Origin of the sequence: Enterobacter cloacae complex sp. ECC445, from assembly GCF_021892025.1 — a bacterium.
Lineage (GTDB): Bacteria > Pseudomonadota > Gammaproteobacteria > Enterobacterales > Enterobacteriaceae > Enterobacter > Enterobacter chengduensis.
Window position 1 is genome coordinate 200,837 of record NZ_JAKLRZ010000007.1, and the last position, 15,784, is coordinate 216,620.

The window sequence follows — 15,784 nt, forward strand, 5'->3', positions numbered from 1 at the left end:
TGAACTCGCGGCTTCGTCTTCATAGCCCTTTTTCTGCTTTCTAAGCTGCCTGTACGGCAGTGAACCGAAGCTATCGAAGTGGTTCGCTTTTGCTACTTTTCTAAGCTGCCTGTACGGCAGTGAACCCGAGGCAGGGAAGTTTGCCGCAGGCGTCACTTTTCTAAGCTGCCTGTACGGCAGTGAACTGGAAAGAAACGACGCCATCTTATTGTTAGCAAAAAAATAATCAACTTACACGTATAAAACCCTTTTTTTTGGCACGTAAATCCTCACCAGATAAATCAATACGTTACGTATACATCAAAAAAAAGGGTTACAGCAACGGCGTCAGAGAAATGCCCCCGACGCCTGGGCTCGAACTCAGGAAATAATGTGAATTACCGGTTCTGCATTTCGAGGCGCAACAACGTCTGCGGCCATAGAATGCGTAATGTCATGGAGTAGCCCCGTGATGTGCGGCAACATATCGCCGTCAAAATTCGCCACCAGCAGCACATGGTTTAACGACCGGCAGTAGTCGCATTTCGTTTCGGTATCTTCCAGCAACCACTCTTTTTGTCGCGGTTGTTCCGCTTCGTCCTCAAATTCCACCACCTGAAAATCACGCATTGATTCTGTGAGGCCGATTTTCATTTCTTCCAGGTATGCACCAAGGCAACGGCATACGGGCTGCGTCTGCGGGAGTGATTTGCAGTCGAGGAGGATTTCGGTGAGCAGTGTGCAGCGCTCAGCAAGGGTTGGGAGATCGGGATTGAGGGAGAGTTCGGTGTAAAGTTGGGTGAAGCCATTAATATCAATCATATGTGATCCTTTATGCACGCAAGATTGTATGTGCACACACTTTCAGGACGCCAATCCCGACACCTGATTTTGCAGGTGCGCCGCCATTTTATTACTGTGGATTTATCCAGCAACTGACTTCGAAAGAATCTGGAAAGCGCCTCGCAAAATTCCTCTGCGGCCTGACGCCCTCACCCCGGCCCTCTCCCATGGGGAGAGGGAGAAAAACGGGCACAAAAAAACCGGGTTAAAAAACCCGGCTTTTATACTAAAACGACTTAATGTGCCGCTTCCGGCTTGTGCTTCGCCGCACTCTGGAAATCGTACGTCAGCTCGTTCTTCGCCTGGTCCAGCGCCACGGTCACCTGGCCGCCGTCCACCAGCGAGCCAAACAGCAGCTCGTTCGCCAGCGGTTTTTTCAGGTTGTCCTGAATCACTCGCGCCATTGGACGAGCGCCCATCGCACGGTCGTAGCCTTTCTCGGCCAGCCAGTTGCGGGCCTCCTGGCTTACTTCCAGCGACACGCCTTTCTGGTCCAGCTGTACCTGCAGCTCGACGATGAACTTGTCCACCACCTGATGGATCACCTCGGTAGACAGGTGATCGAACCAGATAATGTTGTCCAGACGGTTACGGAACTCCGGCGTGAAGATCTTCTTGATCTCCTCCATCGCATCGGTGCTGTTATCCTGGTGGATCAGGCCGATGGATTTACGCTCGGTTTCACGTACCCCGGCGTTGGTGGTCATCACCAGCACCACGTTGCGGAAGTCCGCCTTGCGCCCGTTGTTGTCGGTCAGCGTCCCGTTGTCCATCACCTGCAGCAGGATGTTGAACACGTCCGGGTGCGCTTTCTCGATTTCATCGAGCAGCAGAACCGCGTGCGGATGCTTGATCACCGCGTCGGTGAGCAGGCCGCCCTGGTCAAAGCCGACGTAGCCCGGAGGCGCACCAATCAAACGGCTGACGGTGTGACGCTCCATATACTCGGACATATCAAAGCGCAGCAGCTCAATGCCGAGCGCTTTAGAGAGCTGCACCGTTACCTCGGTTTTACCCACGCCGGTCGGACCGGCGAACAGGAATGAACCGACAGGCTTGTGGTCATGCCCCAGTCCGGCACGGGCCATCTTGATCGCTTCGGTTAAAGCCTCAATGGCTTTATCCTGACCAAAGACCAGCATTTTCAGGCGATTGCCGAGGGTGCGCAGCGTGTCGCGGTCGCTCTGAGAAACGCTCTTCTCAGGGATACGCGCGATGCGGGCCACCACGGACTCAATATCCGCCACGTTAACGGTTTTCTTACGCTTGCTGGCCGGCATCAGGCGCGCACGCGCCCCCGCCTCATCAATTACGTCAATGGCCTTATCCGGCAGATGACGGTCGTTGATGTATTTCACCGCCAGCTCCACCGCCGCACGGACCGCTTTCGCGGTGTAACGCACGTCGTGGTGCGCTTCGTACTTCGGCTTCAGGCCGTTGATGATCTGCACCGTTTCCTCGACGGACGGTTCGGTCACGTCGATTTTCTGGAAGCGGCGCGCCAGCGCGCGGTCTTTCTCAAAGATGTTGCTGAACTCCTGATAGGTAGTGGAGCCAATCACGCGGATCTTGCCGCTGGAGAGCAGCGGTTTGATCAGGTTTGCGGCATCCACCTGGCCACCGGAGGCCGCACCTGCGCCGATGATGGTGTGGATCTCATCGATAAACAGGATGCTGTTAGTGTCCTGCTCCAGCTGTTTTAACAGCGCCTTGAAGCGTTTTTCAAAATCACCGCGGTATTTTGTGCCCGCCAGCAGCGAGCCGATATCCAGCGAGTAGATAGTGCAGTCGGCAATCACTTCCGGCACGTCGCCCTGCACAATGCGCCAGGCAAGCCCTTCGGCAATCGCGGTTTTACCCACGCCTGACTCACCCACCAGCAGCGGGTTGTTCTTGCGGCGACGGCACAGCACCTGAATCGCGCGCTCCAGCTCTTTATCACGACCGATCAGCGGGTCGATACCGCCAACGCGAGCAAGCTGGTTAAGGTTGGTGGTGAAGTTTTCCATACGATCCTCCCCGCCTGCTTGCTCTTCATTGTTATTGATCTGGTTGCCGGAATCCGATGCCTGGTTAGGCTCGTCTTTGCGCGTTCCGTGAGAAATAAAGTTCACCACGTCGAGGCGGCTGACTTCGTGTTTGCGCAGCAGATAGGCAGCCTGCGACTCCTGCTCGCTGAAGATGGCGACTAAGACGTTTGCGCCAGTCACTTCGCTACGTCCAGAAGACTGGACGTGGAAAACCGCGCGCTGCAGCACGCGCTGGAAGCTAAGCGTCGGCTGCGTGTCGCGCTCCTCTTCACTGGCTGGCAGCACCGGTGTGGTTTGTTCGATGAAGGCTTCGAGTTCCTGACGCAGCGCCACCAGATCCACGGAGCAGGCTTCCAGCGCTTCGCGGGCAGATGGGTTGCTAAGCAGTGCGAGCAGCAGATGCTCGACGGTCATAAACTCATGTCGGTGCTCACGCGCTCTGGCGAAAGCCATGTTTAAACTGAGTTCCAGTTCTTGATTGAGCATAGGCACCTCCCCCAATTTTATGCCTTATCAGGCCTTTTCCAGCGTACACAGCAACGGATGCTCGTTCTCCCTCGCATAGTCGTTCACCATCGCCACTTTGGTTTCCGCCACTTCTGCCGTAAAGATGCCGCAGATGGCTTTGCCTCGATAATGAACGGTAAGCATCAGTTGCGTTGCACGTTCTACATCATAAGAAAAGAACTTTTGTAGCACGTCAATAACAAATTCCATCGGCGTGTAATCATCGTTCATTAACATAACTTTATACATAGATGGCGGTTTTAGCGCGTCGCGCACTTTGTCTTCCGCCAGCTGGTCAAAATCCAGCCAATCGTTGGTCTTACCCATGATGCATAGCCACTTTGAATCTACCTCAGATGTTAGATAACAATCATCTATTACTGTCATCCGCGATGTCTGTCACAAACTGTCGCAATAGCGTTAACTGCTTCAAACTTTGGTTGATTATTGTCCCAACTCCAGCGCCAAACGCTTGACGACGTCTTCCGTTTCTCTAAATTGTACAAGCGTGAGATGGCGAGGTTTTGAACAGCCCCCACTCCACCACCGGTTCATTCCATCTTAACTTATAAGATTTACGAAGGATGTCGAAGCATGGAAATGGGTACTGTTAAGTGGTTCAACAACGCCAAAGGGTTTGGCTTCATCTGCCCCGAAGGCGGCGGCGAGGATATCTTCGCTCACTATTCCACCATTCAGATGGATGGTTACAGAACGCTCAAAGCCGGGCAGTCCGTCCGGTTCGATGTACACCAGGGACCTAAAGGCAATCATGCAAGCCTTATCGTCCCCATTGAAGCAGAGACGGTTGCCTAGCGCTCTGTTTTATTGTGTACATCCCGCCGTCAAAATGCCAGCGCGATCGGCTGGCATTTTTATTTTCGGGTTATTCCCGAGCAAGCGCGTCCACCGGATCCAGCCGCGCCGCGTTGCGGGCGGGGAGCCAGCCGAACAAAATGCCGGTAAAGGTCGAACACAGGAACGCGGTAATAATGGCAACCGGCGAGAAGCCAATCTCCCAGCCGGGTAAAAAGAGCTGGAGCGCAAAGGCGATCATCATTGAGAGCGCAATCCCCATCGCCCCGCCAACCAGGCACACCAGCACCGCCTCAATCAAAAACTGCTGCAGCACGTCGCTGGATCTGGCCCCAACCGCCATGCGGATGCCGATCTCCCGGGTGCGCTCGGTGACCGACACCAGCATGATATTCATCACCCCGATGCCGCCGACGACCAGCGAAATCACCGCCACCAGCGTGAGGAACAGCTGAAGAGTACGTGTGGTCTTTTCCGCCGTTTTCAAGAGGCCGTCCATGTTCCAGGTGAAGAAATCTTTCTTCCCGTGGCGCAGGGTTAACAGCCGCTCAAGCTGCTGCTCGGCCAGCGCGCTGTCGTAGCCCTCCTTCACGCGTACGGTGATGGAGTTAAGCCAGGACTGCCCCATAATCCGCCCGGAAATCGTTGTGTAGGGCAACCAGACGCGCAGGATCTTGCTGCTGCCAAACATCGACTGCTTCTCCTCCGCCACGCCAATGACCGTGGCAGGCATGTTGCCGACCAGGATCACTTCGCCGACCACGTTGGCTTTATTGGGGAAAAGCTGCCTGCGCGAGTTCGCGTCCAGCACCACCACCTGCGCCCTGCCCGCCAGCTGTTCGGCGTTGAAGGTCGCCCCTTCGCTGAAGGTCATGCCGTAGACGTTGAAGTAGTCTCCGCTGACGCCGTTCGCGCTGGCGGCCACGTCCACATTGCCCACGCGCAGGCGCAGGTTCTGCGAAACGGCCGGCGTGGCGGAGTTGACCCACGGCTGCTTCTGAATCGCCGCCAGATCGTCGTATTTCAGCGCCTGCTGATACTGCGGCTCGTCGTCGCCAAAGTCTTTGCCGGGATAGACGTCAATGGTATTGGTGCCGATGGCGCGGATATCGGCCAGCACCAGCTGCTTCGCCGCGTCGCCCACCACCACGATCGACACCACCGAGGCGATGCCGATGATAATCCCGAGCATGGTCAGCAGGGTGCGCATTTTATTGGCCGCCATCGCCAGCCAGGCCATGGTTAGCGCTTCACGAAAGCCGCTGGAAAACTGTCCCCAGCCAGTTGCGGCCGGCAGCGCTTCTTTCGGCGCCGCCGCTCTGGACGCCCGCGGCGGCGGGTTGCTGACCAGCTCGCCGTCGTGGATCTCAATAATGCGTTCCGCCTGCGCCGCCACCTGCGGATCGTGGGTGACGATAATGACCGTGTGCCCCCGATCGCGAAGCTGATGCAGGATCGCCATCACCTCTTCGCCGGAATGACTGTCGAGCGCGCCGGTCGGTTCATCCGCGAGGATCACCTGCCCGCCGTTCATCAGGGCGCGGGCGATACTCACGCGCTGCTGCTGGCCGCCGGACAACTGCGAGGGCTGGTAATCTACGCGCTCCGCCAGCCCCAGGCGCGTCAGCAGCATCTGCGCACGCTCAAGACGTTTTTTCCGCTCGACGCCCGCATACACCGCCGGTACTTCGACGTTCTGGGCCGCACTAAGATGAGAAAGCAGGTGGTAGCGCTGGAAGATAAAGCCAAAATGTTCCCGGCGCAGCTTCGCCAGCGCGTCGCCGTCCAGCGTGGAGACATCCGTTCCGGCCACGCGATAGGTGCCGCTGGTCGGTTTATCCAGGCAGCCGAGAATGTTCATCAGCGTCGATTTACCGGAGCCCGACGCGCCGACAATCGCCACCATCTCGCCCGCCTCCACGCGCAGGGAGATGCCCTTCAGCACCTCCACCGGGCCATCGCCGGAGGGATAGCTGCGGCGAATGTCATTCAGCTCAAGCAGCGCCGTCATTTGGCGGCTCCGGGCAGGCTTTCGCTGACAACAACCTCCTCGCCCTCTTCCAGCCCTTTGACCACCACCACGTCGGTGTCGTTGCGCGCGCCAATCACCACTTCACGCTCGCGCGTTTCGCCGTTGCGCAGCACCTTCACTTTGTAGCGGCTCTCCCCGGCGGATTCACCCAGCGCCGAGAGCGGAATGGTCAGCACGTTCTTCACGCCGGTCAGCTGGATATGCACCTGCGCGGTCATGTCCAGACGCAGCACGCCCTTCGGGTTGGGTACCTCAAAGCGGGCATAGTAGAAGATGGCGTCGTTAACCTTTTCCGGCGTCGGGAGAATGTCTTTCAGCACGCCTTCGTAGCGGGTCTGCGGGTCGCCCAGCACCGTAAACCAGGCGTTTTGTCCCGGCTTCAGATGGATGACATCCGCCTCTGAGACCTGGGCCTTCACCAGCATGGTGCTCATGTCTGCCAGGGTCAAAATGTTTGGCGCCTGCTGGGCGGCAATCACCGTCTGGCCCTGCAGGGTGGTGATCTGGGTGACTTCACCGGCCATCGGCGCGACGATTTGGGTGTAGTCGAGGTTGGTTTTCGCCGTATCCAGCGAGGCCTGATTACGTTTGATCTGCGCGTCAATCGTGCCAATCTGCGCCTGTTTTACCGCCAGCTCCGTGGTGGCCGTGTCTAAATCTTGCTTCGAGATAGCCTGGGTTTTGGCCAGCGCCTGCTGACGGGTCAGCGTGACCTGGGCCAGGTTACGCTCGGCCAGCGCCTGCGCACGCTGCGCGCGCAGCTCCATCAGCGTGGCTTCCACCTCGCGGATCTGGTTCTCAGCCTGTTCAGGATCGATCACGCCAAGCAGCTGGCCTTTTTTCACCTTGTCGCCAATCTCAACCGACAGCGTTTTCAGCTGACCGCTGACCTGCGCACCGACGTCAACCTTGCGCAGGGCATCAAGCTTGCCCGTCGCCAGGACGTTTTGCTGCAGTTCGCCAGGGCGAACAATCAGCGTCTGATACTGCGGCACCGGCGCATTCAGCACCTGCCATAGCCAGTACCCAACGGCTAAAACCGCGACCGCCAGCAGCAGAAACAGCGTTCTGCGTTTTCCCTTGAGATTCATAAATATTCCAAATAAATGTTCTGGCAATGATAAAGGTTGATTCTAACTAAACGACTCTTCAACGAAAGCCCTGTTCTCCGAAATCGCCCCAATTTGTTTACGAGACGTTGACATTTCCCCTGTTGAAATAGCGATATTCCAAAAGGATCAGGATCTACCATGTCTTCTATCGTCGATACATCACTTTCCAACCTGCCGCAGCCAAAATCCGGCTGGCAGCTCTTCAAAAGCCTGGCTTTCGGTGAGATCGCCCCCGGGCTGGCATGGGAAAACACCGACTACCGACGCAAGTTTATGCTGCGCTCGCTGGCAACACCGTTCAGCACCGCTCGCCTGCTCTCTGCGCTGGCAAAGCATCCGTACCTGATGCAAATGCTCCAGGTTCAGCCCGGCCTGCCCTGCCGCCTGCATCGCCCGTGGCTGACCGTCAATATGGATCGACAGCGTACGCTGGAATCGCTGTCCTGGCACTATCAGGTCATGTCTCGCCAGCTGCCGGCGACGCTGATGAATGGCTATCTTTCAAAGCACGGCGCGACGCTGCTGACCATAACCGGAAAAGATGAACGGCAATTTACCGTTCGCCTGTGCGCCGATGCGTTTATGGATAAAGAGGGAGAAGCAACCCTCGTTTTCTGTGACGCTCAAAACACCGCGCTGGCGGAAATGACCTTTACGCTTTGCCCGTTCGAGGGAAAATCGACGCTGTTCATTGGCGGTTTGCAGGGCGCAAAAGCGCATGTCCCTCATGAGCGGATCCAGGGGGCGACGAAAGCCTGCCATGGCCTGTTCCCGAAACGTCTGCTGGTCGAGGCCGCCATGACCCTCGGCGCCGCGTTCCCGGTAGAGAAGATTATCGCCGTCAGTAACGATACCCATATTTATCGCAGCTGGCGCTACCGCAGGAAAAAAGAGGGAAAACTGCTGGCCGATTACGACAGCTTCTGGCTCTCCCTCGGCGGTGAAAAGCAGGATAACGGTAACTTTACGCTGCCGCTCGCTATGCCGCGTAAGCCGATGGAAGAAATCGCCAGCAAAAAACGTTCGGAATATCGCCGCCGCTACGAACTGCTGGATAGCCTGATTCAGCAGGTGAAACAGGCGACCCGAGGTTAATCCGCTCTCCCGCGCGCCAGCCACAGCACGCGGGAAAACATCTTCCGCAGCAAGGTCGGTACCGCCTCCACGCCCCGCCTTCCCGCCTCCGTCGCCACTTCAATGGCGAGATCCGGCTTTGACGAACGATGAATGGCTTTGGCGATCACCCGCCGCATGTTCATCGGGACATCGACCGGCACCATCGCAACGCGGTGGAAGACGTCGTCAAACCCCTGACGATACATAAAGTGCTCCATGTCCATCGCGGGGAGCATGGTTAAGTGGTCGCGCTCTTCTTCCCGCTCGTTATTCAGCAGGCTACGCACGGTCGAGGCATATTTTTTGCCCGCCTCATCACCGTCGACCAGGACGTGCCACTCGATGCCCATCCGGCGGGCAAATTTTATCAGCGGCTTTAATCCCGACTGGGCGAATTCAATCACCTTAATGCCTTCCGCATCAAAATGGTGGCCGCACTGGCGCGCCAGTTCGTTGATGACCCAGGTTTCCGTTTCACCCTCCACCAGCAGCCAGCAGCGGGCAAAGAGCGACGACGCGCGGTTAAAGCGAATATGAAACGCGATGCGCCGCCCGTCTTCCGCGTTCAAACCGCTCGGCCCAAGCCGGAAAGCCGAGACGCGGGAGGATTCACGCACCAGACGGCAGACGTGTTCTACCGGCGTCAGGGACAATAATTCCCCGGAATTGGTGGTCGTAATACGCTGGAGCGGCAGCAGATTCAGCAGATGCCAGGCCACGGAGAGCATGATGGGATGCAGGCGCGTTTCCGGGTCTTCCACCAGCAGCAGCGGCCGCGCGTCCCGGTCGAGACGGACGGTGCCTTTGGCCTGCAGGAGCGTTGAGAACAGCCCCAGCAGAATCACCCGATGGGTACGGCCGCCGGGCCGGTCGATCATTCGGTTAATGATATCGAGGTAGCGCCAGCTGCGCTGCTCGTCATGAGAGCGACGGCGCATCAGCCGATGGCGCGACTCGGACGTGCCCTGCTCGGAAAAATAGTGCTCCAGAAGCTGCACCATCGCGGACAGCCCCTGGCGAATCTGACCATCGGTCAGATTCTGCGGACGCGACACCAGCTCACGCGCCAGAAAATCCAGCTCGCGGGCGGTGACTTCCACCTCCGGCATATTCGGCACCGTGCCGTTACGGATACGCCGCATAAAGCGCGCATCGCGCAGCCGCAATACGGGCGTCAGGCGGATCAGGTGGCGGGCGAGGTCGTCGATGTTGTCCAGCGGGATCGGGTTGGCTGTCTCATCGAGAAAATCACGCAGGGTGAGTACCCCTTCGTTCTCCGCCATCTCCCCTTCCAGCCGATAGAAAATCCGGTGGAAACCGTCATCGCACGGCACCCAGCAGGGTGACAGCGGACGGAAGCGACGCACGCGGTGGCGGCCAGGCTCGGATTCGCGGAACGTCAGGATGATATGCAGGTGCTTCTCGCGCCCCGTCACGTCGCCCGGCGGGAACCAGAAATCCTCGCGGACGAAGTGATACAGATCGTCTTCGGGGGAAAGCAGCAACGTCAGCGCATCCAGCAGGCTGGACTTCCCCCACGCGTTCTCGCCGATCAGGACGTTGTTCTGCTCCAGCTGCAGCGACAGGCGGTTAATACCGCGAAACCCGACAATTTCCACACGTTCGAGAAGCATAAATCCCCCGCGAAATGATCACTTTTTCCTTCAAGTTATCAGCAGTATAGCGGGAGGCGTTCTGTCACGACAGCACAACATTCACCCTTGCGAGAATTGGTCTATGCTCTATTTACCGCTGATTCGAACAAGGATTGACATCACATTGCCTTAAATCAAATTAATCGAATTTATTTAAGTGGCGAAGGGATGTTGTTGGTTTCTAAAATACGGGCTCTTTGAGTCGTCATCCCTTTATGGCGATATATCCCGCGCGCGGGAAGCGTGCGGAAAATTATTTAGAGGTGGTTATGTTTAGAAAATTGGCGGCAGAATGCTTTGGTACATTCTGGCTGGTATTTGGCGGCTGCGGTAGCGCCGTTCTGGCAGCAGCATTCCCGGAATTAGGCATTGGTTTTGTCGGCGTCGCGCTGGCGTTTGGCTTAACCGTATTAACCATGGCGTTTGCCGTGGGGCATATTTCCGGCGGTCATTTTAACCCGGCAGTGACGTTAGGCTTATGGGCGGGCGGTCGTTTCCCGGCTAAAGACGTGATTGGCTATATCGTGGCGCAGGTGGTGGGCGGAATTATTGCAGCTGGCGTGCTGTACGTGATTGCCAGCGGCAAAGCGGGCTTCGACGCAGCGGCCAGCGGCTTCGCCTCTAACGGCTTCGGCGAACATTCCCCGGGCGGTTACTCCATGCTGTCAGCCATCGTGATTGAAATTGTGCTCACCGCCGGCTTCCTGCTGGTGATCCACGGCGCAACGGACAAACACGCTCCGGCAGGCTTTGCCCCGATTGCGATTGGTCTGGCGCTGACCCTTATTCACCTGATTTCTATTCCCGTCACCAACACCTCCGTTAACCCGGCGCGCAGCACCGCCGTCGCCATCTTCCAGGGCGGCTGGGCGCTTGAGCAGCTGTGGCTGTTCTGGGTGATGCCGATTGTCGGCGGTATTCTGGGCGGCGTGCTGTACCGCACCCTGCTGGAAAAACGCGATTAATCTTTCCCTCCCTCTCCACGTGGGAGAGGGCAACAGGCCGTACATACAAGCCGGGTAAGGCGCAGCCGCCGCCCGGCTTTTTTATGCCGCTTTACTGGACAGCCTTTATTGGGTAGTGTCTCTGGCGCTCACCAGATACTCAAAAGGACCGGCTGTTCATGTTTTCAGGACTCCTCATTATTCTGCTGCCCCTGATTGCGGGCTATCTTATTCCGCTCCATCGTGAATCCGCATTAAGGCTCATTAATCGATTCCTGAGCTGGATTGTCTACGTGATTCTTTTCTTTATGGGGATTAGCCTGGCATTTCTGGACAACCTGTCAGCGAATTTACTCTCCATTCTCCATTATTCTGCGGTCACCGTGGTCGTTATTTTGCTGTGCAATATTGCCGCCCTGCTGTGGCTGGAACGGACTATTCCATGGAAAAACCACCATCATCAGGAAAAACTCCCTTCCCGAATTGCGATGGCGCTTGAATCATTAAAACTGTGCGGCGTCGTGGTGCTCGGTTTTGTTCTTGGGCTGACCGGTTGGGCATTTTTACAGCATGCGACGGAGGCCAGTGAATATACGCTCATCTTCCTGCTGTTCCTGATCGGTATCCAGCTGCGAAATAACGGCATGACGCTGAAGCAAATTGTCCTCAACCGCCGGGGGATGATTATTGCCGTAATGGTTGTCGCCAGCTCAATGGTGGCGGGGGTCATTAACGCCTTTATTCTCGATCTGCCGCTGAAAACCGGCCTGGCAATGGCCTCCGGATTTGGCTGGTACTCCCTGTCCGGTATTCTGCTAACGGAATCATTCGGCCCGGTCATCGGCAGCGCCGCCTTCTTTAACGATCTGGCGCGAGAGCTGATTGCCATCATGCTGATCCCGGGACTGGTTCGCCGCAGTCGTTCTACCGCGCTGGGCCTGTGCGGCGCAACGTCGATGGACTTTACCCTTCCGGTACTCCAGCGCTCCGGCGGGCTGGAGCTGGTGCCTGCCGCCATCGTTCACGGCTTTATCCTGAGCCTGCTGGTTCCCATTCTGATGGCGTTTTTCTCCGCCTGATACTTCTTTGGCGGTAGGTTTCCTGCCGCCAAAATTGCGCTAAATCAATCTCCCTCTATTTTGTAGCAGAAAGCCCTTTTCACCGTTCTGGCACAGGCATAACCTTAAACATGTATATCAAATATAACTTTAACAGGTGTGATTATGTTTTGTGTGCAATGTGAACAAACCATCCGTACCCCGGCAGGCAACGGCTGCTCTTACGCGCAGGGTATGTGCGGCAAAACCGCAGAAACATCTGACCTGCAGGACCTGCTGATTGCGGCCCTGCAAGGCCTTTCCGCCTGGGCGCTCAAGGCACGCGAATACGGCATTGTTGACCATTACGTCGACAGCTTCGCCCCGCGCGCCTTCTTCTCCACGCTGACCAACGTTAACTTCGATTCGCCGCGCATTGTTGGCTACGCCCGAGAAGCCATCGCACTGCGGGAAGCGCTGAAGGCGCAGTGCCTGAACGCTGATGCTAACGCCCGCGTGGACAACCCGATGTCAGAACTTCAGCTGGCGAGTGACGATCTCGGCGACCTCCAGCGTCAGGCGGCAGAATTCACCCCGAATAAAGACAAAGCGGCGATTGGCGAGAACATTCTCGGCCTGCGCCTGCTGTGCCTGTACGGTCTGAAAGGCGCGGCGGCCTATATGGAACACGCGCACGTGCTCGGTCAGTACGACAACGATATCTACGCGCAGTACCACAAAATCATGGCGTGGCTGGGCACCTGGCCTGCCGATATGAATGCCCTCCTTGAGTGCTCAATGGAAATCGGCCAGATGAACTTCCGCGTGATGAGCATTCTGGATGCTGGTGAGACCAGTACCTACGGCCACCCGACGCCGACCCAGGTCAACGTTAAGGCGACCGAAGGCAAGTGCATCCTGATTTCCGGCCATGACCTGAAAGATCTCTACAACCTGCTTAAGCAGACCGAAGGCACCGGCGTGAACGTCTATACCCACGGCGAAATGCTGCCCGCACACGGCTACCCGGAGCTGCGTAAATTCAAGCATCTGATCGGCAACTTCGGCAGCGGCTGGCAGAACCAGCAGGTGGAGTTCGCCCGCTTCCCCGGCCCTATCGTGATGACTTCAAACTGCATCATCGACCCTACCGTAGGCGCGTACGACGACCGCATCTGGACCCGCAGCATCGTCGGCTGGCCGGGCGTGAGCCATCTTGAAGGCGACGATTTCGGTCCGGTTATCGCCCAGGCGCAGCAGATGGCGGGCTTCCCGTACAGCGAGATCCCGCACCTTATTACCGTCGGCTTCGGTCGTGAAACCCTGCTCGGCGCCGCCGATTCGCTGATCGATCTCGTCAGCCGTGAAAAGCTGCGCCACATCTTCCTCGTCGGCGGCTGCGACGGCGCGCGCGGCGAGCGCAGCTACTTCACCGATTTCGCCACCCGCGTGCCGGAAGACTGCCTGATACTGACCCTGGCGTGCGGCAAATACCGTTTCAACAAGCTGGACTTCGGCAGCATCGAAGGCCTGCCGCGCCTGATCGATGCGGGCCAGTGTAACGATGCCTACTCGGCCATCATTCTGGCGGTCACCCTGGCGGAAAAACTGGGCTGCGGCGTGAACGACCTGCCGCTGTCGCTGGTGCTGTCATGGTTTGAGCAGAAAGCGATTGTCATCCTGCTGACCCTGCTCTCTCTGGGCGTGACCAACATCGTGACCGGCCCGACGGCACCAGGCTTCCTGACGCCGGACCTGCTGGCGGTGCTGAACGAGAAATTCGGTCTGCGTTCCGTGACCAACGTTGAAGATGATATGAAGCAGCTGCTGAGTGCGTAAGGAGTTATTCATGACCATGCCAACCTCACAATGTCCGTGGCGGATGCAGGTTCATCACATCCGCCAGGAGACGCCGGACGTGTGGACGCTCTCATTGATTTGCCACGATTACTATCCGTACCGTGCAGGTCAGTATGCGCTGGTCAGCGTTCGACATTCGGCGGACACCCTGCGCGCCTACACGATCTCCTCAACGCCGGGCGTGAGCGAGTACATTACGCTCACCGTCCGCCGCATTGATGACGGCGCGGGCTCCCAGTGGCTGACCCGTGACGTGAAGCGCGGGGATTATATCTGGCTGTCTGACGCGCAGGGTAATTTCACCTGTGACGACAAGGCAGACGATAAATTCCTGCTGCTGGCGGCGGGCTGTGGCGTGACGCCGATTATGTCGATGCGCCGCTGGCTGGCGAAAAACCGTCCGCAGGCCGACGTGCAGGCGATCTTTAGCGTGCGCTCCCCGGACGATGTGATCTTTGCCGAGGAGTGGCGCAACTATCCGGTGACGCTGGTGGCCGAGCACAACGCGACCCACGGCTTTGTGCCCGGTCGCCTGAGCCGCGAGCTGCTGCAGAGCGTGCCGGATATTGCGAACCGCACCGTGATGACCTGCGGCCCGGCGCCGTACATGGACAGCGTAGAGAAAGAAGTGAAAGCGCTTGGCGTGACCCGCTTCTTCAAGGAGCAGTTCTTCACGCCCGTGGCGGAGGCGGCAACCAGCGGCATTCAGTTCACTAAGCTACAGCCTGCGCAGACCTTCTTTGGCCGCGTGGGAACCACGCTGCTGGAGGCGCTGGAAAGCAACAAGGTGCCTGTCTTGGCCGCCTGCCGCGCGGGCGTGTGCGGCTGCTGTAAGACGAAGGTAGTTTCCGGGGAGTATACCGTCACCAGCACCATGACGCTGTCGGACGCGGAAATTGCCGAGGGTTACGTGCTGGCGTGTTCGTGCCATCCGCAGGGGGATTTGGTCCTCGCATAATCTGACGCGGTGCCGCCGTTTTTTGCCGGGTGGCACTGCGTTTACCCGGCCTACTTTCCCCATGTTGGCTCTTCGTAGGCCCGGTAAGCGCCAGCGCCATCGGGCTTATAATCAGGGGGCGCAGTGTTTGACAGAACCAGGTGTGATTGCTGCCTGTACGGAAGTGAACAAAACTTAATTGACTCTGTTCCTACTTTCCCCATGTTGGCTCTTCGTATGCCCGGTAAGCGTCAGCGCCACCGGGCTTATAATCAGGCGGCACAGTGTTTGACAGAACCAGGTGTGATTGCTGCCTGTACGGCAGTGAACTTCCGTTCGATTGTACGCACGATATTCAATCCTTTCTAAGCTGCCTGTACGGCAGTGAACATGATATCTGTAAACCACTCATCGCCAAGAGCTTTCTAAGCTGCCTGTACGGCAGTGAACGCAGGCCGAAAAGGTAACGGAGCGAGTGTTACTTTCTAAGCTGCCTGTACGGCAGTGAACGTCACGCTAACGGTGAATGCAGCGACGGTGCAATTTCTAAGCTGCCTGTACGGCAGTGAACGATGACACAGAAAATTAGCTTAAAATGCTGTCTTTCTAAGCTGCCTGTACGGCAGTGAACACGACAAGCGCGGCATGTTTTGGCGCGCGTACCTTTCTAAGCTGCCTGTACGGCAGTGAACCGGGCATGAAAATAAAAAACCCCGAAACTCCATTTCTAAGCTGCCTGTACGGCAGTGAACCTGCTGTTGTACTTCCTGCGGCAGCAGCGGCATTTCTAAGCTGCCTGTACGGCAGTGAACATTATCCGATGCCGATGTACGGTAATAATTGCTTTCTAAGCTGCCTGTACGGCAGTGAACCTATGCTCTTTGTCCAGGTCGTCTGTTTTCCCTTTCTAAGCTGC

12 protein-coding genes and 2 CRISPR repeat arrays (2 of these 14 cut by a window edge) are annotated in these 15,784 nt (G+C 57.3%); of the genes, 6 read left to right on the plus strand and 6 right to left on the minus strand.

The window, feature by feature from the left end; genetic code table 11:
- Nucleotides 1-185: direct repeats of the CRISPR family, unit length 28 nt; unit sequence TTTCTAAGCTGCCTGTACGGCAGTGAAC; it begins 927 nt to the left of the window's first position.
- A gap of 175 nt (nucleotides 186-360) precedes the next feature.
- The 3 genes from L6R44_RS08895 to clpS form a co-directional block, all read right to left on the minus strand.
- A complete protein-coding gene (locus L6R44_RS08895) occupies nucleotides 361-801 on the minus strand; it encodes a hypothetical protein (RefSeq protein ID WP_237423916.1) in 441 nt (146 codons plus the stop codon).
- Between the two features lie 257 nt (nucleotides 802-1,058).
- Nucleotides 1,059-3,338: an ATP-dependent Clp protease ATP-binding subunit ClpA gene (gene clpA, locus L6R44_RS08900; RefSeq protein WP_237423917.1), complete on the minus strand. Its 2,280-nt coding sequence runs from the start codon at nucleotides 3,336-3,338 to the stop codon at nucleotides 1,059-1,061.
- A 27-nt stretch (nucleotides 3,339-3,365) separates the two neighbouring features.
- Nucleotides 3,366-3,686, minus strand: a complete 321-nt coding sequence (gene clpS, locus L6R44_RS08905; RefSeq protein ID WP_006174393.1) for an ATP-dependent Clp protease adapter ClpS — start codon at nucleotides 3,684-3,686, stop codon at nucleotides 3,366-3,368.
- A gap of 267 nt (nucleotides 3,687-3,953) precedes the next feature.
- Between clpS and cspD the strand changes: the two genes are divergently transcribed.
- Nucleotides 3,954-4,175 carry a cold shock-like protein CspD gene (cspD, locus tag L6R44_RS08910; RefSeq protein ID WP_008499993.1) on the plus strand — a complete coding sequence of 74 codons (222 nt, stop codon included), beginning with the start codon at nucleotides 3,954-3,956 and terminating at the stop codon, nucleotides 4,173-4,175.
- Nucleotides 4,176-4,245: 70 nt separating this feature from the next.
- Here the strand turns inward: cspD and macB are convergent, their stop codons facing one another.
- A complete protein-coding gene (gene macB, locus L6R44_RS08915; protein WP_237423918.1) occupies nucleotides 4,246-6,186 on the minus strand; it encodes a macrolide ABC transporter ATP-binding protein/permease MacB in 1,941 nt (646 codons plus the stop codon).
- Complete coding sequence (gene macA / locus L6R44_RS08920) at nucleotides 6,183-7,298, minus strand: macrolide transporter subunit MacA (protein ID WP_237423919.1); 1,116 nt, start codon at nucleotides 7,296-7,298, stop codon at nucleotides 6,183-6,185. The genes macB and macA overlap by 4 nt, the downstream gene beginning before the upstream one ends.
- Before the next feature lie 159 nt (nucleotides 7,299-7,457).
- On the opposite strand from macA, the gene L6R44_RS08925 reads away from it, so the two are divergent.
- The gene (locus tag L6R44_RS08925; protein ID WP_237423920.1) at nucleotides 7,458-8,414 is read left to right on the plus strand and encodes a VirK/YbjX family protein; all 957 of its coding nucleotides are present in this window, start codon (nucleotides 7,458-7,460) and stop codon (nucleotides 8,412-8,414) included.
- Here the strand turns inward: L6R44_RS08925 and L6R44_RS08930 are convergent.
- On the minus strand, nucleotides 8,411-10,069 hold the full coding sequence (locus L6R44_RS08930; RefSeq protein WP_237423921.1) for an ATP-dependent endonuclease: 1,659 nt from the start codon (nucleotides 10,067-10,069) through the stop codon (nucleotides 8,411-8,413). The genes L6R44_RS08925 and L6R44_RS08930 overlap by 4 nt on opposite strands.
- Before the next feature lie 290 nt (nucleotides 10,070-10,359).
- Between L6R44_RS08930 and aqpZ the strand changes: the two genes are divergently transcribed.
- The 4 genes from aqpZ (at nucleotide 10,360) to hcr (ending at nucleotide 14,889) form a co-directional block, all read left to right on the plus strand.
- Nucleotides 10,360-11,055 carry an aquaporin Z gene (gene aqpZ / locus L6R44_RS08935; protein ID WP_032642513.1) on the plus strand — a complete coding sequence of 232 codons (696 nt, stop codon included), beginning with the start codon at nucleotides 10,360-10,362 and terminating at the stop codon, nucleotides 11,053-11,055.
- Between the two features lie 158 nt (nucleotides 11,056-11,213).
- Nucleotides 11,214-12,113: a lysine exporter LysO family protein gene (locus tag L6R44_RS08940; protein WP_237423922.1), complete on the plus strand. Its 900-nt coding sequence runs from the start codon at nucleotides 11,214-11,216 to the stop codon at nucleotides 12,111-12,113.
- Nucleotides 12,114-12,257: 144 nt separating this feature from the next.
- A complete protein-coding gene (gene hcp, locus L6R44_RS08945; protein WP_237423923.1) occupies nucleotides 12,258-13,910 on the plus strand; it encodes a hydroxylamine reductase in 1,653 nt (550 codons plus the stop codon).
- 10 nt (nucleotides 13,911-13,920) lie between these two features.
- The gene (gene hcr / locus L6R44_RS08950; protein WP_237423924.1) at nucleotides 13,921-14,889 is read left to right on the plus strand and encodes an NADH oxidoreductase; all 969 of its coding nucleotides are present in this window, start codon (nucleotides 13,921-13,923) and stop codon (nucleotides 14,887-14,889) included.
- A 281-nt stretch (nucleotides 14,890-15,170) separates the two neighbouring features.
- Nucleotides 15,171-15,784: direct repeats of the CRISPR family, unit length 28 nt; unit sequence TTTCTAAGCTGCCTGTACGGCAGTGAAC (it continues 197 nt past the right edge of the window).

Coding starts and splice junctions, on each gene's coding strand:
- macA (WP_237423919.1), bottom strand. CDS start 7,298: ATGAATCTCAAGGGAAAACGCAGAACGCTGTTTCTGCTGCTGGCGGTC.
- cspD (WP_008499993.1), top strand. CDS start 3,954: ATGGAAATGGGTACTGTTAAGTGGTTCAACAACGCCAAAGGGTTTGGC.
- hcp (WP_237423923.1), top strand. CDS start 12,258: ATGTTTTGTGTGCAATGTGAACAAACCATCCGTACCCCGGCAGGCAAC.
- clpA (WP_237423917.1), bottom strand. CDS start 3,338: ATGCTCAATCAAGAACTGGAACTCAGTTTAAACATGGCTTTCGCCAGA.
- L6R44_RS08930 (WP_237423921.1), bottom strand. CDS start 10,069: ATGCTTCTCGAACGTGTGGAAATTGTCGGGTTTCGCGGTATTAACCGC.
- L6R44_RS08895 (WP_237423916.1), bottom strand. CDS start 801: ATGATTGATATTAATGGCTTCACCCAACTTTACACCGAACTCTCCCTC.
- hcr (WP_237423924.1), top strand. CDS start 13,921: ATGACCATGCCAACCTCACAATGTCCGTGGCGGATGCAGGTTCATCAC.
- macB (WP_237423918.1), bottom strand. CDS start 6,186: ATGACGGCGCTGCTTGAGCTGAATGACATTCGCCGCAGCTATCCCTCC.
- clpS (WP_006174393.1), bottom strand. CDS start 3,686: ATGGGTAAGACCAACGATTGGCTGGATTTTGACCAGCTGGCGGAAGAC.
- aqpZ (WP_032642513.1), top strand. CDS start 10,360: ATGTTTAGAAAATTGGCGGCAGAATGCTTTGGTACATTCTGGCTGGTA.
- L6R44_RS08925 (WP_237423920.1), top strand. CDS start 7,458: ATGTCTTCTATCGTCGATACATCACTTTCCAACCTGCCGCAGCCAAAA.
- L6R44_RS08940 (WP_237423922.1), top strand. CDS start 11,214: ATGTTTTCAGGACTCCTCATTATTCTGCTGCCCCTGATTGCGGGCTAT.